At 42.9% G+C, this 21,599-nt stretch carries 19 protein-coding genes; 9 read left to right on the top strand and 10 right to left on the bottom strand.

The genetic code is table 11. The features are described from left to right. The first annotated feature begins 2 nt into the window (after window positions 1-2). Window positions 3-926, top strand: a complete 924-nt coding sequence (gene speB, locus BIW53_RS16735) for an agmatinase (protein ID WP_070993176.1) — start codon at window positions 3-5, stop codon at window positions 924-926. A gap of 46 nt (window positions 927-972) precedes the next feature. On the opposite strand, the gene BIW53_RS16730 is transcribed toward speB, so the two are convergent. After that, window positions 973-1,269, bottom strand: a complete 297-nt coding sequence (locus tag BIW53_RS16730) for a hypothetical protein (protein ID WP_070993175.1) — start codon at window positions 1,267-1,269, stop codon at window positions 973-975. Window positions 1,270-1,697: 428 nt separating this feature from the next. On the opposite strand from BIW53_RS16730, the gene BIW53_RS16725 reads away from it, so the two are divergent. Then, window positions 1,698-2,393, top strand: a complete 696-nt coding sequence (locus BIW53_RS16725) for a response regulator transcription factor (RefSeq protein WP_070993174.1) — start codon at window positions 1,698-1,700, stop codon at window positions 2,391-2,393. Here the strand turns inward: BIW53_RS16725 and BIW53_RS16720 are convergent. The 5 genes from BIW53_RS16720 to BIW53_RS16700 form a co-directional block, all read right to left on the bottom strand. After that, entirely contained in the window at window positions 2,338-3,165 is an 828-nt protein-coding gene (locus BIW53_RS16720; protein WP_070993500.1) for a CsgG/HfaB family protein, read from the bottom strand. The two genes, BIW53_RS16725 and BIW53_RS16720, sit on opposite strands and share 56 nt — an antisense overlap. 5 nt (window positions 3,166-3,170) lie before the next feature. Beyond that, window positions 3,171-3,581 (bottom strand): curli assembly protein CsgF, encoded by a 411-nt coding sequence (locus BIW53_RS16715; RefSeq protein WP_070993173.1) that lies wholly within the window; start codon window positions 3,579-3,581, stop codon window positions 3,171-3,173. Between the two features lie 2 nt (window positions 3,582-3,583). Next, window positions 3,584-3,967, bottom strand: coding sequence for a CsgE family curli-type amyloid fiber assembly protein (locus BIW53_RS16710; protein ID WP_070993172.1), 384 nt, complete (start codon window positions 3,965-3,967; stop codon window positions 3,584-3,586). Window positions 3,968-4,078: 111 nt separating this feature from the next. Continuing rightward, complete coding sequence (locus tag BIW53_RS16705; RefSeq protein ID WP_070993171.1) at window positions 4,079-5,596, bottom strand: autotransporter outer membrane beta-barrel domain-containing protein; 1,518 nt, start codon at window positions 5,594-5,596, stop codon at window positions 4,079-4,081. A 24-nt stretch (window positions 5,597-5,620) separates the two neighbouring features. Next, window positions 5,621-6,088, bottom strand: a complete 468-nt coding sequence (locus BIW53_RS16700; RefSeq protein ID WP_084228223.1) for a hypothetical protein — start codon at window positions 6,086-6,088, stop codon at window positions 5,621-5,623. Between the two features lie 468 nt (window positions 6,089-6,556). On the opposite strand from BIW53_RS16700, the gene BIW53_RS16695 reads away from it, so the two are divergent. Next, complete coding sequence (locus BIW53_RS16695) at window positions 6,557-9,058, top strand: S8 family serine peptidase (protein WP_070993498.1); 2,502 nt, start codon at window positions 6,557-6,559, stop codon at window positions 9,056-9,058. A gap of 76 nt (window positions 9,059-9,134) precedes the next feature. Here the strand turns inward: BIW53_RS16695 and BIW53_RS16690 are convergent, their stop codons facing one another. Next, entirely contained in the window at window positions 9,135-9,560 is a 426-nt protein-coding gene (locus BIW53_RS16690; RefSeq protein ID WP_070993170.1) for a hypothetical protein, read from the bottom strand. A gap of 366 nt (window positions 9,561-9,926) precedes the next feature. Between BIW53_RS16690 and BIW53_RS16685 the strand changes: the two genes are divergently transcribed. The 4 genes from BIW53_RS16685 (at window position 9,927) to ligA (ending at window position 16,955) form a co-directional block, all read left to right on the top strand. Continuing rightward, window positions 9,927-10,658 (top strand): TrmH family RNA methyltransferase, encoded by a 732-nt coding sequence (locus tag BIW53_RS16685; RefSeq protein ID WP_070993169.1) that lies wholly within the window; start codon window positions 9,927-9,929, stop codon window positions 10,656-10,658. Between the two features lie 54 nt (window positions 10,659-10,712). After that, complete coding sequence (locus BIW53_RS16680; protein ID WP_070993168.1) at window positions 10,713-14,108, top strand: chromosome segregation SMC family protein; 3,396 nt, start codon at window positions 10,713-10,715, stop codon at window positions 14,106-14,108. A gap of 18 nt (window positions 14,109-14,126) precedes the next feature. Beyond that, the gene (gene zipA, locus BIW53_RS16675) at window positions 14,127-14,855 is read left to right on the top strand and encodes a cell division protein ZipA (RefSeq protein ID WP_070993167.1); all 729 of its coding nucleotides are present in this window, start codon (window positions 14,127-14,129) and stop codon (window positions 14,853-14,855) included. A gap of 81 nt (window positions 14,856-14,936) precedes the next feature. Further along, window positions 14,937-16,955: an NAD-dependent DNA ligase LigA gene (ligA, locus tag BIW53_RS16670; protein ID WP_070993166.1), complete on the top strand. Its 2,019-nt coding sequence runs from the start codon at window positions 14,937-14,939 to the stop codon at window positions 16,953-16,955. Between the two features lie 218 nt (window positions 16,956-17,173). On the opposite strand, the gene BIW53_RS16665 is transcribed toward ligA, so the two are convergent. Both BIW53_RS16665 and BIW53_RS16660 read right to left on the bottom strand, forming a co-directional pair. Beyond that, window positions 17,174-17,452, bottom strand: a complete 279-nt coding sequence (locus BIW53_RS16665) for a hypothetical protein (RefSeq protein ID WP_139158879.1) — start codon at window positions 17,450-17,452, stop codon at window positions 17,174-17,176. Between the two features lie 192 nt (window positions 17,453-17,644). Continuing rightward, window positions 17,645-18,070 carry a GNAT family N-acetyltransferase gene (locus tag BIW53_RS16660; RefSeq protein ID WP_070993164.1) on the bottom strand — a complete coding sequence of 142 codons (426 nt, stop codon included), beginning with the start codon at window positions 18,068-18,070 and terminating at the stop codon, window positions 17,645-17,647. Window positions 18,071-18,356: 286 nt separating this feature from the next. On the opposite strand from BIW53_RS16660, the gene BIW53_RS16655 reads away from it, so the two are divergent. Continuing rightward, a complete protein-coding gene (locus tag BIW53_RS16655) occupies window positions 18,357-18,842 on the top strand; it encodes a DUF2919 domain-containing protein (protein ID WP_070993163.1) in 486 nt (161 codons plus the stop codon). A gap of 9 nt (window positions 18,843-18,851) precedes the next feature. Then, window positions 18,852-19,292 (top strand): peptide-methionine (R)-S-oxide reductase MsrB, encoded by a 441-nt coding sequence (gene msrB / locus BIW53_RS16650; RefSeq protein WP_070993162.1) that lies wholly within the window; start codon window positions 18,852-18,854, stop codon window positions 19,290-19,292. On the opposite strand, the gene BIW53_RS16645 is transcribed toward msrB, so the two are convergent. Then, window positions 19,289-20,920 carry a tetratricopeptide repeat-containing response regulator gene (locus BIW53_RS16645; RefSeq protein ID WP_070993161.1) on the bottom strand — a complete coding sequence of 544 codons (1,632 nt, stop codon included), beginning with the start codon at window positions 20,918-20,920 and terminating at the stop codon, window positions 19,289-19,291. The genes msrB and BIW53_RS16645 overlap by 4 nt on opposite strands. Between the last annotated feature and the right edge of the window lie 679 nt (window positions 20,921-21,599).

The following is a 21,599-nucleotide window of genomic DNA, read 5'->3' as shown; positions in this document are numbered from 1 at the left end:
TTATGAGCCAGTTGTTTGATCATACAGATCACTCGTTGTACTCAAATGGTATGACATTCTTGCGCCAACCGATGGTGCGAGATATGACCCAGATTGACACCGATGTAGTGGTGTTGGGATTGCCGTTTGATTTGGCGACCTCAGGTAGACCAGGAGCACGTTTGGGACCTGATGCAATTAGAAGAGCATCAGTGCATCTGGCTTGGGAATCGAAGAAATATCCATGGACATTTTCTTTGTGGGATAAGCTAAGTGTTTCCGATGCGGGAGACTTTACATACCCAATTGGAGACCCTGAGTATTTTACCGCGCAGCTTGAACTGGCTGCGCAGCAAATAATTTCCCAAGGCAAAGCCTTACTTGGGTTAGGTGGTGACCACTTTGTGACACTGCCGCTTTTGCGCGCGCACCATAAAATTTATGGCAAAATGGCGCTAGTTCATTTCGATGCGCATACAGATACATATAGCCAAGGTTCTCGATATGACCATGGTACGATGTTTTATCATGCGCCGATGGAAGGCTTGATCAGTTTAGAGAACTCTGTACAGATCGGTATTAGAACAGAATATAATCAGGAAAATCATGGCTTTGATGTTATTGATGCCATGCAAGCAAATGACTTAAGTGCGCAGCAAATTGCTGAGCAGATAAAAGCAAGAGTGGGCGACTTACCGGTTTATTTGACTTTTGATATTGATTGCTTAGACCCCGCATTTGCACCTGGTACTGGCACACCGGTGTGTGGAGGTTTAACCAGTGACAAAGTCTTGAAAATTTTACGAGCGTTACAGGGTGTAAACATGATCGGTATGGATGTAGTTGAAGTATCTCCTGCGTACGATCAAAGTGAACTCACGGCAATAGCGGCTGCGACCATCGCACATGAGTTATTACACCTTTGGGCAGTAAAGCATAGGCCATAAAATAAGTCTGTTTATAAAAAATGCCGAGTCAAGCTCGGCAATTTTTTTAATGCTCAAGAAAGGGCAGGTGGTAGCGCCTTGCGTACCAGATAAACAGTGGTACTTCGAGCAATAAGAAAGTCACTAGTGTAAACCAAAACCAGTTAACATCCATCACGATAAAACTAAAGCGCATATCCGTGTTATAAAATACTGAACCTACTACGCTAAGCGAAGCACAGGCCGCGATGCTGTCTTGAATCGATATCTTTTTTAAAGTGTTTGCGCGATATGGATAGACTAACCCATATGCGATAGTGAGAACGATCATATTTAATACGACCACATTAAATTCAATTCCCATAACTGCTTTGGCCTACTTCTAATTATTGCTACCTGCTAGGCTTACTAACACGTTTACTTTTATATTAGGCATACTCTTGGTTATGCCGTGTAGAGAACCTGGTAGCAGAGATTTTTTACTATACATCAAATCGGCCAATGCATAGTTTTCTTTAGTACAAAATGATTATTTATTTCCAAAGAGGCGGTGTCGCTGAGTTCACTTTAACCTTACTGATAGGGAAGTTGTTAAAATTTCATGCTAATTACCCAATTCGCTAAGAACATGTAATATTATGAAATTAATAATTATATTTAATGGAATGTTAATATTTTGCTTTTGTTATAAAACATAATATTTACATATAAGCGGATTTTGTGTAGCTTGGAGATTCATGGGAACAAGACAGGCACAAACGGGGCTTGTCACTAGGTATAGTAGGATTGAACATGGTCAAAGTGAATTGTAAAGCGACAATAGTCACTCGAACCTTACATGGGGGAGAGGAGCAGAGTCTAGAGTGTATTAAAAGCTTACTTAAGCTTTTGCAAATGCCATGCAGCATTGTACGTTGCGAGAAGTCATTTGTCGCATTACCCGATGAACAGTTGGTCTTTGTTGATCTGACAGGGTTCACTTGTGAAGAAGTCTTTTCGTTTGATATGGCGGTACTAGCTAAAAGAAAGTCACTGGTGCTATTCAATGCAATAGAAGGTCAGGTTGACGAACGTCGTGCATTACTTTCGGGTGTTAAGGGGGTGATATACGAAAAGGATGAGCCGGATATAAAGCTCAAAGGCATTAAAGCCATCAAAGACGGAGAGCTGTGGTTTAGGCGTAGTATTATCAGTAGCACTTTTTCTGAGCTATTGGTAGAGCACGCGATTTTTAGCACACCAACGCCAACGTTAAAGCAGGACGATGGTTCTTTTAACTTAACAAAAAGAGAAAAAACCATTGTTAAACTGATTGCCGAAGGTGCGCAAAATAAAGAAATTGCCAATAAGCTACATATTAGCGATCACACTGTAAAAACACATTTGTACAGCGCATTCCGCAAGACCAAGTCTAGAAACCGTATAGAGCTACTTAACTGGGCTCGACAGTTTTTCCCGGATGCCCTGACTCGCTCTTATTCAGAGTAGTGCGTTTGGCCGACCATAGGCCTTTTTCTATACCGCTATTGATAAGGTCTACTAGTGCCTTTTCAATGGCTTGCTTGACGCAAATATGCATAGGTTCATTATTGGAATATCCGCCTTCAGCTTCGGCTAGTCGTTTGTAGCTTACATATCTGAAAAAGCCAGCACGCATTTCTACGCTAAGTACTTTCTTAGTCGTGGCGACAGAGGTTAAAACGACGCCAGTACGCACATCAACAGCGCGCATATAGATTGAAATCACATCTTCACGATATAGTTCAGATAGGCCAATCCCAAAATATTCTGCTCCTAAACCACCTGTTTTGGTGTTTGAGTCATAACTAATAATGCCCCCTTCAAGAATAATCTTAGCCGTAGTAAGGGGAGGAAGTTGGTTGCTATTGTTATCGCTCTCTTGTGCTGCTCGGATAATTTTTCGTTCAGTGAGGATGTTTTGTAATCCTTCTCGCTCAACTGGCACAAACCAATCGGTTTCACTTAAAGCCTGTACCAAAATAGCCGATGCCCCCTGAGTTACAGCGGTAGAAAACGAACTAACATTGGCGATGGGTTTGTATTGTCCAGTTTGGTCACGAAATGAGTAGACAGATACAGGAATGCTACCCATTGGCTGTGGTAACGACTTTAACTGTGAAAAGGTTGTTGTTTGTTCTAAGGTTTGCGCTTGTGTGATCTCTGGTGGCAAGGTTTTACTGATGTGGCTACATCCTGCTAGGAGCAGATAGATCAGACCTGTAGTCGTGAGTTTTCGCATATTCATTAGCCAAACCTCGGTATTTCTATTGTTGTGACTTCACCAGAAATAAGGTGTGTGATCTGGATGGTAATGCTATCAGCGTTACTTGTGAGTAATTGGATTTGATAATCACCGCTGGTAAAAACAGAGTCTTGTCCAAATACATTCTCATCCGAACTTTCGCCAAAAGCGAGGTCGGTGACTTCTCTTACGATTCTGTTGATATAGGCTCGCTCCAGAGACTCTTGCATTTTTTCTGCATAACTTTTTGGTTCTACATGTGCTTTGTGTTTATTTTGTGCCTGTGCCTTGTTCATCAACATGCTTGCATTTAGAGGGTTACCGCCAAAGCTAGGGTTGATAGGTGTGTAAACCAATTCACTGGCATAGCTGTGTTGGCAGTAAACCAACATTAAGAGTACGTATTTTTTCATAGTTAAAGACCACTGCTTGATAAGTCATCACTAAACTTGCTGAAGTTATTACTGGCAAGTACCTTGATAAGAATAAGTGCTGCTTGCTCCACTTGTTCATCTATGGGGGATAGGCGTCTTCCCAAATATGTGGTGTACACAATTTGATGATTTAGTTCTACGCTTAAAACTGTGCCAGCTTTTGGCAGCAAGGCTTCTTTTATTGTGACTGTAGCACCAGCTGTAGACGGGATATCCTGCCACAATATACTCAGTTGTCGGTAAAATTCATGACCTGAACGGCTGATACTTTGGTCCAGCAAAAAGCCGCTAATATCTTCAGCCTTGGCTGTGAAATTGAAACCAAATACAATAATAATTGCTAAAATTTTTATCATCTTATGCATAGAACTAACTACTCGCATAAACAATTACGATGCCGCCAAACTGCTTGATTACACAATGGATGAAGTAAATGAGGAGGGCGCATTAATCGCCACTCCTGTTTGGCTGGAGAATCATTGTTGTACAATAGTGGTGGTGTTGTAGTCACCGTTCTGGGTGACAGACACATCTCCATTGAGTTGTGACATACCACCTTCAACTAGGTTACCAGTTCCAGTTTGGGTAATATTCAAACTTAGGTCATTACCGGCAACCACAAATGCACCTTGATCGACGCCAACGACCATATTCATATCTCCTGTTTGGGCGATATCGATGCTGTTATTTGAGCCTTCCAGCATAAGATCAATGGCATTGAGGTTACCTTCTTGAACCAAGTCAAGCGTGTTGTTTTGGCTACTGGTTTCGCTACTTAGTGTTACACTAGTATCGTTTTCGTTACCGATTTGATTAAGTGTAATGTCATTTGATGAAGTAGTTAAGCTAGTATCAGGGTGAGATGTCTGTATCATTGCGTGGTTCGCATCACCTACCTGATTGATAGCAAAAACATTATCAGAGCCATTGAAGTTGGCTAAGTGGCTCTCATTGCCATCACCAAGTTGTGTATTGGTGAATTGGTTGTCATCACCAATCACACCCATATAAGCGGTATTGGCATTGCCCATTTGTAGTGATGTGAATGAATTGTCATTACCAACCATGTCCACTTCAAGCGTATTTTCATTACCGCTTTGTTGGCCATTTAAACTGTTGTCATTACCAACGATTAGGCCACTGGTAAAGCTGTTATCATCGCCACGTTGTTGTACCGCTAAGTTATTGTCTTCACCTTCAATGATAGCAAATGTGATGGCGCTATTATTACCATGTTGCTCTGTATTTAAACGGTTATCGTCACCATTGAGCAGGTCAACTTGGAAGTTGTTTTGGTCGCCATTTTGCTTTATTTTCAGAGTATTATCATTTCCGGTCAGCTCATTTACATCAGCTATGTTCCAAAAACCAGTTTGCTCAACTTCAAATTCATTAGCATCGCCGATAGCTTCGATAATTCTTGCTTCATTCCACTCGCCGCTTTGCTCTATAGCTATTTCATTATTATGACCTTGTAAGTCATCGATATAGGTCCAGTGTCCGCCCGAACTTTGGTTTATGTTTATGGTATTGGCATCACCTTGTGCATTGATTTTGACTTCGTTACCAATGTCACCTAATCCAGCATTACCACTTTGTGAAAGAGAGAGCATATTGGCATCCCCTGTCACGGATAACTGGGTTTGCGCATCATTTCCAGACTGGTTATTGCTGATCTGATTGTCTAAACCATTGACTTGAGTAAGTTGTAAATTGCGATTTCCAGTTTGCTCACTGCTTAGCGTGTTGGCATCACCAGTTACTGAGAGTTGGGCACCGTTAGTTTCACCGCCCTGAGTCAGGCTTATTTCATTGCCTACGGCGCCACCTGACGAGTTTTGTGTTATCTCAGCACGATTGTGTTGAGCACCTGCCATAAAATCTGATTGTATAGCGCTTTGAGTTTTCTTGCTGGTTTGCTCAGTCGCGAGCGCAGCATTACCATAACCTAGTGCCATCGCAATGGCACAGGTAAGGAGAGACTTTTTAAGCATGATAGTTTCCTTCGTTAATCATTATTATTTTGTAACGCTAATGTTGAGCACCATGTCACTACCAAGCTGATGGATCAGCAAAGATTGCTCACCAAGTTGCGTTAAATTGACGATATTGGCGTCACCTTGCTGCACTATGGAGGTAAAATTGTTATCGCCATACTGAATTAAGTTAACGCTGTTGTTAGCGCCCGCTTGTGTTATATCGGCCAAGTTGTTTGAACCCAATTGCACAAGGGACACCAAGTTTATGTCGTCGCCTATTTGATTTATCGTTGCTTTATTTAATGTTCCATTTTGCTTAATCGTTGCTTGTAGCTGTGCATGCACCTGCAACGATGGGCTTATACTCAAAGATAAGGGGGACTCTACTAGGTCTGAAGTGTTTGCAAAACTTAACTGGCTACAAAGGAAAAGGGCTGTGATTATACAAAAGGCACCATTGTGGATATGCGCTTTAGTTAAATAACAGGGTTTTTCTTTTGTTAGCATTTTGTTTCACTTTTGCTTCATTCTCAAACCTTGTACCTCACATTAGAGAAGTGTTCCCAAATAAGAAATACGAAATTTTAATGAATTATTAACTGTTTTAAATCAACGCTTTATATTTTTCATTTTTTTTGTTTAGTGAAATCTGGCGAAAAAGTGTGAGTCATCATCAAATATTCATAATACATTATTGTTAATTTTGTGTTTTATTTTAAGTTTTTAACCTGTTTTTGTGATTTTGTGACTAAGTACTTGCAGAACCACTATTTTTGGTGTTTTCTGATTAGGTTGCTTAATTAATGTTTTGATTACTGAGTATTGTGCGTACGAAGTGATCACAAGTACTCATAGTTACTTTTTAGATAAGTGGGAATTCATGAACTGTAGGCTCAGTCACTGAGGCTACATGAGATGTTGAGCCTTTGGCAAAAGCCAATGCTGAACGACTATAACTTATTATGGATCCCAACAATGAAATTAAAATTATCTGCTTTAACACTTGCACTTATCCCTTGTCTTTCACAAGCGACAGTTTCAATGGACACACAGCCGTCGATCACAGCCGCTGAAGATGCACTTATCGTTGTATACAAAAAAGACTCGACAAAAGAGCAGCGTATTTCGGCGCGAAAACTAGTCGCAGCTAAAATCTCTGACCTTAACAATGATGAAATCGACGATACATATCGCTATGTTTTACAAGGTCGTTTAGCCAAATTTAAATTAGATAAAAAGCGTTCACATAAAGAAGCAATTGCAATGCTAAGTAAGCACCCTGCTGTTGAATATGCTGAGCCAGATTACAAAGTTAGCGTTATGGGTATTCCTGACGATGCACGATTTGACGAGCTATGGGGTTTACACAACACAGGTCAAACAGGTGGTACAGCGGATGCTGATATTGATGCGCCGGAAGCATGGGATATTTCTGTTGGTAGTCGTGATGTTATCGTCGGTGTGATTGATACGGGTGTTGATCACACGCATCCAGACCTTGCAGCTAACATGTGGGTCAACCCAAATGAAATTGCTGGAGATGGCATTGATAATGATGGCAACGGCTATATTGATGATGTTCACGGCATTAACGCTATCACTGGCGCTGGTGACCCTATGGATGACCAAGGTCACGGCACACACGTCTCCGGTACCATTGGTGCGGTAGGTAATGATGGCACGGGTGTAGTGGGTGTAAACCATGAAGTTTCTATTGTTGGTTGTAAATTCTTAGATGCCTCTGGCAGTGGTTCAACTTCTGATGCAATCAAGTGTATTGATTATCTAGTTGGTTTGCGTGAGGCGGGTGTTGATGTTCGCGTTTCAAACAATAGCTGGGGTGGTGGTGGTTTTAGCCAAGCATTGGCTGATGCCCTTACAGCATCTGAAGAAGCTGGTATTTTATTTGTTGCGGCGGCGGGTAACAGCGCGGTAGATAATGATGCATCACCACATTACCCATCAAGTTATGAACATGAGTCAGTATTAGCTGTAGCAAGCACCACGCATACCGATGATATGTCTAGTTTCTCACAATGGGGCCTAACCAGTGTTGACTTAGGTGCGCCTGGTTCTGCTATCTTGTCGACAGTACCAGGTGGCGGTTATTCTTCTTATTCTGGTACATCTATGGCGACACCACATGTTGCTGGTGCAGCTGCATTGACCTTGTCAGTCAATCCGACGCTTACAACTGCAGAGTTAAAAGCTGTGTTAATGGACTCAGGAGATGACAATGCAGCGCTTAACGGTAAAGTTGTTTCAGGTAAGCGTTTAAATGTGGCGAATGCCCTCGAAGCGGCAGATCCAGAGCCAGGATTTAGATTGTCTGCGACTCCAAGCTCGCAAGATATCACCGCTGGTGAAAGCGCAAACTACAACTTCGATGTGTTGTCTGTAGCAGATTGGACTGGTGAGATTGCGTTGACGGTAGAAAGTGAGCTGCCTGGTGCAATGTTGTCCTCAGAAATCGTTCAACCAGGACAAAGTTTTGCACTAACGGTACCAACCACACAAGATACACAATGGGGTAGTTATACATTCACGGTTACAGCAACTAGTGGTGAACTAGTAGAAACTAAGTCCGTTTCTGTATACGTCTATCCTCAGGGCCTTAGCGAGTTTAACTACAGCAATGACACCAGCACAGATATCCCAGATAACGACCCTGCAGGGGTTACTTCTGTGATCACGGTTGCAGATGAGGTAACTATTTTTGGTTCAAGCACCTTCTTAGACATCACACATACTTATATTGGCGACTTGATCGTTAGCTTAACATCCCCTTCGGGCACAACTGCGGTATTGCATAATCAAGCTGGTGGTAGTGCTGATGACATCAATCAATCATTTGCATCAGATGCATTCAATGGTGAAGTGGCGACGGGTGACTGGGTGTTACGTGTAGAAGATACTTATGCTCAAGATGTGGGTACGCTAAACCAATGGTCATTAACGTTAACGGGCTTAGGTGATGTTGCACCTGCTGAACCTGTAGCTGGCTTTAGCTATGCAGCAGATATGTTAAATGTAACATTCACTGACAGCAGTACAGATGCAAATAACGATATTGCAAGTTGGGCTTGGGACTTTGGTGATGGCAACACGTCTAATGAGCAAAACCCTATGCATTCATATGCGGCAGCGGGCACGTATGATGTATCGCTTAGCGTAACAGATGAGGGTGGCAGAACAAGCACGCTCGTTCAGTCAGTGACTGTTGCTGATGCGGCACTAGAACTTAAAGTGAAGCGTACCAACAAAACACGTCTTGGCTACGCGCGCATTGAGCTATCGTATCAAGGTGCGACATCTGAGACTGTAGATGTGTTCCGTGACGGTGTGCAGATAGATACAACCGATAATACAGGCACATACCGTGACTTCATTCGTCAAGCCACGCAAGAGCAGTATGTCTATAAGATTTGTGTTGGTGAAAACATCTGCTCAGAAGAAGTAACTGCTACTTTTAGATAACTTATAGATAGTATTATTTGTAGATAACAGAAAAATAAAAAGCGAGGCTCACAGCCTCGCTTTTCTAGTCAATAAATTAATGACCAATTTTATGCTTTAAAGTAACTTCACATGGTGCAGTGTTACTACTGAAGGCAGATTGAATAAATAAATGATCACCCGCTTTTAGATTCATTAATATTTGCTTGGTGTTGTTATATCTTCTTTTAGCTGTTTGATAAGCAAAGTCAGTTGAACTGTCTCTGTTTACATCATAATAAATATTACAGCCGCCACTTACACCTTCGTTCGTTACCCAGTTGAACGACACCGAATAGTTTGAAACAGTGTAATCAAACTTTGCATTACCTGTGCCTTGCTCGCCTACATATACATCAGTCCATCTTGCCTGAGGTAAACCTGGGCGTGGCTTTTCAGTGATGCTTACATCTAAAGCTGCAGCGTTTGCGAATGATGAAAATGCTAATGTTGACAAAATAATAGCGATACTGGTTTTTTTCATGATTAATTCTCCTTTTAAAAAATTCCACAGGACAATAACGCGTTGACTTTAGTTCGTCAATGTATGTTTTTTGGGTACAGGAATTAATTGTTTTGATTAATTAAATAGTTTTTAGTGAGCTTTCATTTATATAGGTTTTTTGTCATTTTTAGATTGTTCGTTGCTTTTTTAGGGTCAATAAAATTTTAATTTTTTATCTCTACTTTTGATTTGAGGTTGAATCAGCGAGAGCTCACTATTGGTGTCGACTTTTTATGTATGCAACGGCGTAAGTTATTAAGTGTTTTCAAAAAGTGAACGTAGTGCTGAGTTCTCGCAATCTTCTCTGCCTCAGGTATAATTCGTTGTTCATTTATCGGGGCTGTTATGATCTCTAAAAATCAACTAAAACTCTTGCGTGCTCTAGCACAGAAAAAATATCGCAAACAACACGGCTTGTATCTGGTACAAGGGGAGAAGAATGTATTGGAGTTGCTGGCAGCGGATATGCCAGCCGAGCAGCTGTATGCCAGCGCTGAGTTCATCGCCCAATACCGTTCACGGTTAGAAGGTGTTAACGTCATTGAGGCGGATAGTGATAGCTTAACCAAAGCCAGTACGTTAACGAGTAACAATGCTGCAATTGCGGTGGTAAAATTTCCTGACACGCAACCGGTTGATAACTCAGGCATGATTTTAGCGCTCGACGGTGTATCAGACCCTGGCAACTTAGGGACTATCATTCGCGTTGCTGATTGGTATGGGTTTAAGCAAGTTGTGCTCAGCGAGGAATGTGCTGATCACCTTAATCCAAAAGTGATCAGTGCAACAATGGGGTCGTTTGTCCGAGTGAATGTAGTACGAACTAATCTGGTCGAGTTTTTAGCGCATTATGATGGCGCAATTTATGGTGCCTATCTAGACGGAAAAAGTGTTCACAACACTCAATTTGAGGCCAAAGGCGTTTTGGTCATGGGTAGCGAGTCTCATGGTATTAGCGAACAAGTAGGTAAATATGTTAATTCACCTATCACCATTCCTGCGTTTGGTGGAGCTGAGTCTCTAAATGTTGCTATGGCAACGGGCATTATTTTGGATAACATTAAGCGTGGTAGTTAATTTTTATCATGTACTTTGCTATCTTTCATTTAAGTAGCGGATAAAAATAACAATATGCGGTTAAGCAGTATCAAGTTGGCGGGCTTTAAATCCTTTGTTGAGCCCACCAAGATCCCATTTCCAGATCCAATGACCTGTGTGGTCGGCCCCAATGGCTGCGGCAAATCCAATGTGATTGACGCGGTGCGTTGGGTGCTGGGTGAAAGCTCAGCAAAAAATCTGCGTGGCGATGCAATGACCGATGTTATTTTTAACGGTTCTACTAATCGTAAAGCCATCTCTCAAGCCTCAGTAGAGCTGGTTTTTGACAATGCAGCTGGAAAGTTACCGGGAACCTTGGCTGATAGAAATCAAGTTGCGATAAAGCGGTTGGTTACCAGAGACGGACAGTCACTCTATTTTTTAAATGGCAGTAAGTGTCGCAAGCGAGATATTACTGATATTTTCTTAGGCACAGGGTTGGGCCCACGTAGCTACGCCATTATCGAGCAGGGTATGATCTCTCGGCTCATTGAAAGTAAACCACAGGAACTGAGAGTCTTTCTTGAAGAGGCCGCTGGTGTTTCTAAATACAAAGAGCGGCGCAGAGAAACACAAACTCGAATCAAGAGCACCAGAGAAAACCTAGAGCGCTTGTTGGATATGCGACAGGAATTGCAGATACAGTTAGACAAATTAGCTTTGCAAGCTGAGGATGCTAAATCGTATCGCAGCTTAAAAGCACAAGAGCGTACCTTAAAGGGTGAACTTGCGGTGCTAAAGTGGCAAACGTTACACCTAAAGCAACAGCAAAAGTCTGAACAAATTGCGAAACTCACACAAGAACTGGATTTTTTAAATAATGCCCATGGTGGGCATGATGATGTTCTGGCAAGCCTTGAGGGGCAAGTGATACACATCACCGATGGGGTTAGTGCCCAACAGCAAAGCATCCATGCTACCCATACCGAATTAACACGTAGCGAGCAGCAAAAAATTCATTTAATGGATAAATTGCGTTCGTTACAAGAAGCGGTAGATAAACAGCAGCAAGCCTATCGAGAAGCAGAACACTTACTAGCACAGCAAAAAGAGCGGGTCGATGAGTATCACGATACACTACAGCAAAGTGTTGAAGAAGTACTGCTCTACGAAGCACAGTACCAAGAATGTGAACAAAGACACCAATCTTTGTTAGAGGGCTATAGTGAACTTGAAACGCGTCAGCAGGCTTTGCAAACAAAGCAATCAAAGGCTCAGCAGCAGCAACATCAAGCACAGCAGAATTTATCACAGGCTCGACAGTCTGTGATCCATGAACAAGAAAAGTATCAGGTCTGTTTAGAGCAACTTGCGCAGCTTGAACTGCAAAACCCAGAAGCGGAATTGGAGCAACAGCGTCAATCTTATAGCAGTAAAGCGCAAAGTATGGCCCGTTTACAGTCCCAAGCAAAAGAGCTTTCTGAGCACTTTACTCAGTTACAAACTCAACAGCAGCAGCTACAGCAACGCTTTCAGAGTTGCCAATCCGACTATGCAAATTGTACTGCGAATATTAATGCGCTCACGCAAGTGCTGGCGGAACAAAGCGGCAGTGATGGAGAGAGTTATTTGACTTCTTTGCGCGTGCAGCCAGGCTACGAAAGCATCGTTGAGCGAGCATTGATGGGTCTTACAGAGCTTAAGCAAACCTCCTATGAAAGCCAGGACGCGGTGTGGCCTTTCGAAGGTGAGTTGCCAGATGGTAGTGTGGCTAAAGTGGTAGACTCTGGCTGTTATCCTGCTTTACTAAATCACATTCAGTTGCTTGAAGGTAGTCAACCTTATCAACCTGATGGTCAGTGGTTAATGGCGGTTGATATGCAAGGTACTTTGTACGGGAAAAACTGGCGAGCAAGTCTAAAGGAAGCTCAGCAGGGAAGTAGCGTACTATTGCAACATGCCAAGTTGCGAGATCTTGAGCACCAACAGCCAGAGCTTGAGCGTCAGCAAGAACAAGTACAAAATGAACTCAGTGAGATCAACGTGACACTTGCACAAAGCGAGCGTGTCCAACAGCAAAACAAAGAGCAAATTCACCAGCTAGCTCAAGATATGGCCAGCTCACAAACTCGAATTGATATGCTCAACGAACAAGTTGTGCAATGGCAAGAGCAATGCCGAGTATTGCAGGTGCAACAGCAACAAACGTTAGCCAAAGAAGAGTTACAGGCACAAAAACAGCAGGACTGTCAGCAAGCGTTAATGCAATGTGATGAACACTTGGCGCAGCTTGAGCAAGAAGCTGAGAGCTTTGCACAGCAGTTTGCGCAGGCTAAACATGCCCAGCAGCTTGCTTCAACCGCCAAACAAAAGGCACAGCAGCATTTGCATGATGCAAAGCTCGTACAGCAACAAACTAACAGCGACTGGCAGTTGAGCCAATCAAAAGCTGAGCATCTTCAGCAGAGTCTTGAGCAGGGACAAACTCGTCTGCAAGAGTTGTTGGAAGAGCAGATGATGTTGCAAGAGCCACTGGCCGAAGCCGATGAAAATATTGCTCAACTACTAGCAACTCATGAAGAGCAGCAAAAGATGCTTGAACAGTTGCAACAACAGCTCACAGAGGCAAAGGCTAAACTGCAAGAAAAACAAGCCAGTTTGAAAAATGCGCAGTCTGAAGTTCAAGTACTAAATGAACAATTACAGCAGCTTAAATTGGATGAGCAAGGTTTAATGATCAAAGCACAGGCAGCATTAGAACCTTTGCAGGAGCTCCAACAAAACTTAAAAAGTGTGTTGGATCAGCTTAGTGATGATGCTCAACACGGAACACACCAGACACAGTTAAACAAAGTTAGCCAAAGTTTGTCTGAATTGGGTGCAGTTAACCTTGCTGCGATTGATGAGTTTGAGCAGGCAAAACATAGAAAAGAATACTTAGATACCCAACTGGCGGACCTAACAGCGGCATTGGATACCCTTGAGGGGGCTATCAAAAAAATCGACCGAGAAACCAAAACACGGTTCAAATCAACTTTTGATCAAGTTAATGAAGACTTGACAGAGTTGTTTCCCAAAGTGTTTGGTGGAGGCAGTGCGTACCTAGAATTGACCAGTGACGACTTGCTTGAAAGTGGCGTTTCTATCATGGCAAGGCCTCCAGGAAAGAAAAACTCGACAATTCATCTGTTAAGTGGTGGAGAAAAAGCGCTGACCGCATTATCATTGGTGTTTTCTATATTTAGACTTAATCCTGCACCATTTTGTATGCTCGATGAAGTTGATGCGCCACTTGATGATGCCAACGTTGGACGGTTTTGTCGTCTGGTTGAAGAAATGTCGCAAACGGTGCAATTTATATATATTAGCCATAACAAGATAGCCATGGAAATGGCTGGACGGTTGACCGGGGTAACCATGGCAGAACCTGGAGTTTCTCGTATGGTTGCGGTAGATATTGAACAAGCAGTGCAAATGGCACAAGCGTAATAATAAAAAAGGTGAGTGATGGCCACAGAATTAAGATGGGCGTTAATTGTGATCAGCGCGTTGGTGATTGGTGGACTGTTGATCCATGGGCTTTGGTCGGTACGCAAAAAAGGCAGCGAAGAATCTATGCAGCCAACAAGCAAAGCAGAGCCTAGCGATGAGCCAAACACAGCCAAAGCAACATTTGATGATGAACCTGAAATCGGAGAATTAAGCTTTGCTGCGACGGACGAAGAACCTCACCATGAAGAGGGCAATTTAACACATGCCACCGCGAATGAAGCGCAAGCGGTTCAACATGATGAAGCAGATGATGAGCAGGCACCGCCTGCACAAGAGCCTCAAGACTTTATTATTTTGCACATCGAGATGCCGGAAGGGCTGACCATGGCAGGCTCTCGCTTATTGCCTTCGGTACTAAGCCTAGGCTTTAAATATTCAGAAGAAGGCTTTTTTAACCGCCATGTTGAGCCTTCGGGCAACGGCCCTGTATTGTTCAGATTGGTAAATATGTTTAATCCAGGAACGTTTGATATTGATAATATGGAACAGTTCAGTACCGCAGGGGTTAGTTTGTTTATGACGTTGCCGTGCGACGGTGATGGATTAGCTGCATTTAACATGTTACATGGTGCGGCCAAGAAGCTAGCCGATGAGTTTGGTGCAACCGTCTTAGACGGCAATCGTGAGCCTTTGAGTGTGAACACTGTGCGCGCCTATGTTGAAAGGGTGCGTGAATTTTCATAATCCCGATTATTTATAAGTTATTATTTTTTAAGCCACGAAGCCTTGAAGTGCGTTCGTGGCTTTTGTGTTTTAGAGGTGCCAATGTCAGAGTCAATTAATAATCAAATCCTCAGCCTAAGGGCGCAGTTGGAAGAACATAATTACCAATATTATGTGATGGATAACCCCACGGTGCCGGATGCAGAATATGACCGCCTAATGCGAGAACTTATTGCCCTTGAAACGGCCCATCCCGAGTTGCTAACTGCGGACTCTCCTTCGCAAAAAGTCGGCGGAGAAGCATTGGGTAAGTTTGAGCAGGTCCAGCACCAAGTACCTATGCTGTCTCTAGATAATGCATTTGATGAGGCTGAATTTACGGCATTTAATCGACGCATCAAAGAGCGCTTATTAAGTACTCAAGAGTTAGCGTTTTGCTGTGAACCTAAGCTGGATGGTTTGGCGGTATCGATTTTATACCGTGATGGGGTGTTGGTTCAGGCGGCAACCCGAGGCGATGGCCAAGTGGGTGAAAACATTACCGAGAATGTTAAAACCATTCGTAATATTCCACTGCGCTTGCGTGGTGAGGATATTCCTCAAGAGTTAGAAGTGCGTGGTGAAGTGTTTATGGATAGCGCAGGGTTTGCGCGGTTAAATGAAACCGCCGCAGCAAAAGGTGATAAAACCTTCGCGAACCCACGTAACGCAGCGGCGGGTAGCCTGAGACAACTAGACTCAAAAATTACCGCTAAGCGGCCTTTGATGTTTTATGCCTACTCGATGGGAGTGGTGCAGGGGGCGAAATTGCCTAATGAGCACTTTGCACAACTCAAAAAGCTTACCGAGTGGGGCTTCCCCATGTGCCCTGAGACTCGCCTCGTTGAGGGAACACAGCAGGTACTTGAATATTATCAAGATATTTTAACACGTCGTGGAGAACTGGCTTATGAAATCGACGGTGTGGTTATCAAAGTCAATGATAAGGCTTATCAGGAACAATTAGGTTTTGTGGCACGAGCGCCACGTTGGGCGATTGCATTTAAATTTCCAGCCCAAGAAGAAATCACGCAACTGTTAGATGTTGAGTTTCAGGTGGGCAGAACTGGGGCAATTACGCCTGTAGCAAGGCTTGAGCCGGTGTTTGTAGGTGGTGTGACCGTATCGAATGCGACCTTACATAACCGCGATGAAATAGACCGTTTGGGGGTAAAAATTGGTGACACCGTGATTGTGCGCCGAGCAGGGGATGTGATCCCTCAGGTGACACAGGTGGTCATCGACCGACGTCCTGAGCATGCCCGTGACATTGAGTTTCCAGAGCAGTGTCCGGTGTGTGATTCGCATGTGGAGCGTATCGAAGGCGAAGCCGTCACACGTTGTACCGGTGGTTTGGTATGTCAGGCACAGCGTAAACAGGCAATTAAGCACTTTGCCTCTCGTAAGGCATTGGATGTGGATGGCCTTGGTGACAAAATTGTCGAGCAATTGGTGGATAGAGAGCTGGTGCATACTCCCGCAGATTTATTCGTGTTAAAACAAGGGCATTTTGAATCTCTTGAGCGGATGGGGCCCAAGTCAGCGAAAAACCTTGTGGAGGCTCTAGAAGCTGCGAAAACAACTACGTTAGCCAAGTTCTTGTATGCGTTAGGTATTCGCGAAGTGGGTGAAGCTACGGCACAGAATTTAGCAAATCACTTTTTGACCCTTGAAAAGGTGATGAGTGCCTCGATAGACGCCTTACAAGAGGTCAGTGACGTTGGCGTTATCGTGGCTAAACACCTGCATGCGTTTTTCAACGAACCACATAACCAAGAGGTTGTGAGCGCACTGTTGGAAGTTGGTTTAAACTGGCCAGACATAGAGCAAAAATCTGAGCAGCAACAGCCGCTGGCGGGCTTAACCTATGTATTGACGGGAACGTTAAACCAGCTAAACAGAAATGATGCAAAGGCGCGGCTACAAGCGCTGGGCGCAAAAGTCTCTGGCAGTGTATCTAAAAACACACATGCGCTGGTGGCTGGCGAAAAGGCCGGCTCCAAGCTTACCAAAGCGCAAGAGTTGGGTATTGATGTGCTCGACGAAGATGCACTGATAGCGTTATTTGCACAGTATGAGTAACGAAGAGCGCTTTAAAAAAGTGCAGACACGCTCTTAACACTACTCGCTTAAGGTGATGAGATCCTGAAACAAGTTCACAATGGCAAGACCCATTAGGAAGACGGCATTGCTCAAACAAGCATCTCGTCTTCCTGACGAAGGTCAGGATCTGTTAAGCGCATAGCATGAAGGCCCAGTCTGCACTTTTTAGTACCAGCCCTCGCAAGGGTTAGTAACCTTTATTGGTGATTGTTTTCTTCCCATGCTTTTCCTGATAGATACCAAAATAGAGCTGAAAAAATAACAAAGAAGCCACTATTTACAACCATAAACCAAATTATGAAATCGGTTATGGTAAAAGGGGCTAAGGTATGACCAAACTCATTTTCATATGTTGCTACTGTGTTTATTAACACTGTACTTAGCACAGGTAGTAGGGTGAATTTGAATCGATACCAATTTTTCTGTTGCTCATTCATTTTTTGGCGGGTGACTCTAGCATCTTTATACTTTGTCATTAACCCCGCACAGAAACAGACTACGGTACATGCAGTCAGCGTCATCACATTCCCTGTAAAAGAACGAGCTACCTCTAACTCACCTGATTTAAAGTAATCAACGATCACAAAAAAATGGTAGTAACGACAGGCCGACACTTAAGCTTACCCGCAAAGCATAAAAGAAGGGGTTTCTTTCAATGGCTGTTTTGGTCATAGGTTCTTAACTAAAAAGTAGCTGGTGTGTCCTGGCGGGGTGTCTGCAAGCTCACCGTACACTTGGTAACCTAGCTTTTCGTAAAAGGGTTTGGCTTGAAAGTCTAATGTTTCGGTGCGGATTTGGTGCAGGCCTTTGCTGCTGGCAAACTCTTCTAAACGTTGCATCAACTTTGACCCGATACCTAACCCGCGAGTGTGTTCTGACAGCCACAATAGTTCAAGTAAGCAATAACTCCAGATGATACTGGCTTGTAGTCCACCTATGATGTCTCCTGCTTCATTTTGCACCGTAATGACAAAACGACACCCAGAGTCAAACTCACCATCACACTGCATATATTGAGCATTAAACGCAGCGATACCTTTGCTAATAGCGCAGAGCTGTTGCGGTGTGGGGGTGGTAGATAGTTCTATTTTCAAAAAGGCGCTCCAAGGTTACAGTGCTCAGATTTGGTAACTTTGTGCTAATACCAAACATGGTTACAAACATTATGGCTAAGTCTTGGAGGAGTCAACCGAATATTCATTTGAAAGTCGTTACTTAGAGAGCGCTCATATTACGCCAGTGGGAAGTTTTCGTCATCAGTAACCATAAATGGTAAAGTGATCATATTATGGCCTTGAATAATGTTAAAAAAGCCTCCATTTCGGATTAATCTAAAATAGTACATTCAAATTGAATACGAGTCGGTGGTTGGAGAACAAAATGAAGCAGTATGGCCCAGAATACTGGGATAAGTACGGAGTGTATCGTACACCGATAGGATTTAATTTAACTTTGGTTGTGCTATTGCGAGCCTATTTGCTTTGGGTTTTCTCAGCGCTTGCGCGTCGCCCTGATTTAGATTTAATGTCTTTGTTTTTCCAATCAAAAACGCATTTTTTTGTGTCTTTAGGTATTGGTGCGATAGCGTTGGTGCCGACGGTGTTTTTTTCACTGCGTCGCCCTAGTAGTTCACAAAAGCTCGCTAAATATTGGCGTTATATGCGTTGGCCACTGTTGTTTACTGCGATAGCGGATTTAACTTGGCTGACGATGCAGGCATCACAAAGCCATTATCAATTTTCAATGTATATTGCGGTGCAAATGGTGATGTTAGTTTGGGTCATCCTATACTTACTAAAAAGCAAATATTTGGGCTGCTTCTTTAACGACTGGCCTGAGCCTGAGCAGCAAAGTAAGACAAAATAAGGAACCGTTATGCTTAAATGGCGCGATATTTTAAATTTTGCCAACAATGGTAACCCCGAACCTAGTCACAGAGTAGAGAAAACACCACAGCAGTGGCAAAGTGAACTTGATGAGGAAGTTTACTATATTACCCGTCATAAAGGGACTGAAAGGCCTTTTAGTAGTGGTAGTTGTAGTGTGTTTGAATCAGGAAAGTATGCATGTGCGTGTTGTGGCAATGTATTATTTGATGGTGACGAAAAGTTCGAAAGTGGTTCGGGGTGGCCTTCATTCACGCAACCCGCGCAAGGTAATGCCATTGCTTATATCGGTGATAGTTCCCATGGTATGCAACGTGTTGAGATAGTATGCAATGTGTGCGATGCGCATTTAGGGCATGTATTTCCAGACGGGCCTCCGCCAAGTTGCTTGCGTTATTGTGTGAATGCGTTGTCTATGAAGAAGCTTTAGTCAAGCGTCAGGCCTAGCTCTTGCATATGTGAGAGTATTTTTGCGAAGCGAGTATGTTGTTCGGCATCAAGCGACATGCTACTTAATGTGGTGTAGCATTTTTTAGCCAGTGCAGAGTTAAAAGTTTGTCCACTTTTTCCCGTATGATCTAACATACATTGCAGCAGGTTTAAGGCTATGCTGGGGTTTTTTGGCATTATTCTAAATGCTTGTGCAAAAGCTTCCATAGCTACTTCCAATTGACCCTTTTTAAACTGAGTAACGGCGTGGTTATTAAGCTCTTTAGGGCCCATGGTAATGTCGCGTCGTTCGTCTTGTTGCTGCTGTATGTAACGCATGGTGATGGGGTCACTTACTTGCCTGTGACGCTTGCAATGTTCGATTATTTGACCGAACAAATCTTGTGCCTTGGAGTGAAAACCAAGCTCATGAAAAGCTTTAGCCTTGTCTAAAGCTGCATCAACAGAGCGAATGCTTGGTTCATCATCTAACTGTTCTATTAACTGACGAGCTTTTTTGTTTTCGTCTTTTAAATAGTGAATACGTGCATGGAGCACATCAATCTGCTCTTGATTTGTGGCATCTGGAAATTGCTTTTTTAAATCCCCAAGATATTGCTGGGTTTGCCTCGTAATACGGTTAATTAACTCGGCCTGATCCGTTGTTAATGCAAAGTCAATACCGGCCCTAGCTGCGTTTAAATATACCTCTGGCCCATCGTGAATCGAATTCTTAGCGTAGTGGGCTATGTCTTTCATCGCATTATAATTACATTCATAATCATGGTTAAGCGATGCCACACGCCCCAGCGATTTTTGTCTATCAATATTACGTGGTGCAATGAGTGAGGCTTCTTTTAGTCGTTGCTGCGCTTGCTCTAGTAAATTTAATTTTATTTCAAGCCTACCCAGTAAATCTAGGGCAACGAGGCGAGTTTCTGGTTGCTCTAGCAAGCTGGCAAGCATTCTTTGTGCAATAGCGTCTTCGTTGTTCATGACAAGCGCTTCTATCAAGCCCACTTTTGCCCATGTAAACTTTTGTAGCTCCAGCGCTGACTTATAAAAGTGTTTAGCATCATCAATGCGTTTCAGGCGCAGTAATATCTCTCCTTTTAACTTCAATAGGATGGGACTATATGCATGATCTTGTTTGTCTAAGTCATTATCGATGAGCTTGAGCGCTTTGGCATCGTTACCGTCATCAATGTATGCATAGATGTTTTTGAGAGCATTTTTACGCCTAAGCACTCTGTCTATTCGTGTTTTTAGCTCTTTAATTGAAAATGGTTTTACCAAAAACTCGTCAGGGTTAAGCTCCAAAATACTGTGTACAACGGTTGGGCTGGTTTCGGCAGAAACGAAAATAAATGCTGTGGTCTTTTTAATCAGCTTTTTATGCTTGAGTTCTTCGTAGAGTTGGTAACCGTCCTGCCCGTGGGTTAAGTCAAATGAGCAGATGATCAGTTCAAAGTTATGAGTCTTGCAGAGCTCTTTAGCAACAGCGCTATTTTCTGCAAACTGCATATCTCTGAAACTTAATTGTTCTAGGGAGCGTCTCATGTAACTCAATGCGAGTGGCTGCTCTTCAACAATCAAAATTTTGGAATTAACAAAGGGCTGAATACTCACTTACTAAAGCTACTTCTGATGAAAGACCTGTTCCAAGTCTAGACGCTTATCCATGGATTTAAAATATTTAGAGTAATTTGATGAAAGCAAATCACTAAAAAGTATTAGTTTTTATGTTTAATGAGCTTCACTCCACGACGAGCTAGAACTCATAAATACTCTGGGCACATAAAACACGGTGTTTTAGTAAAGCGTAGAAATGTTTATAACGGACCCACAAATGATAGAGGATTTAAGGATTTAAAGGGCGGCGATGTCTGGTAATAGATACTTAGGAAGTGATTAGAAAAAGAGATTGATTGTGATTAAATGGTGGGTCGTACTGGAGATGAACCAGTGAGCTTCGCCTTTTAGTTAAAAGGGTGGCGATGCTTGGTAATAGATACTTAGGAAGGGATTAGAAAAAGAGATTGATTGTGATTAAATGGTGGGTCGTACTGGAGATGAACCAGTGAGCTTCGCCTTTTAGTTAAAAGGGTGGCGATGCTTGGTAATAGATACTTAGGAAGTGATTAGAAAAAGAGATTGATTGTGATTAAATGGTGGGTCGTACTGGAGATGAACCAGTGAGCTTCGCCTTTTAGTTAAAAGGGTGGCGATGCTTGGTAATAGATATTTAGGAAGGGATTAGAAAAAGAGATTGATTGTGATTAAATGGTGGGTCGTACTGGAGATGAAC

This window comes from Pseudoalteromonas byunsanensis, from assembly GCF_001854475.1.
Taxonomy (GTDB): Bacteria; Pseudomonadota; Gammaproteobacteria; order Enterobacterales; family Alteromonadaceae; genus Pseudoalteromonas; species Pseudoalteromonas byunsanensis.
The sequence above is the reverse complement of the archived record's forward strand: the minus strand, read 5'-3'. Positions and strand labels throughout refer to the sequence as shown.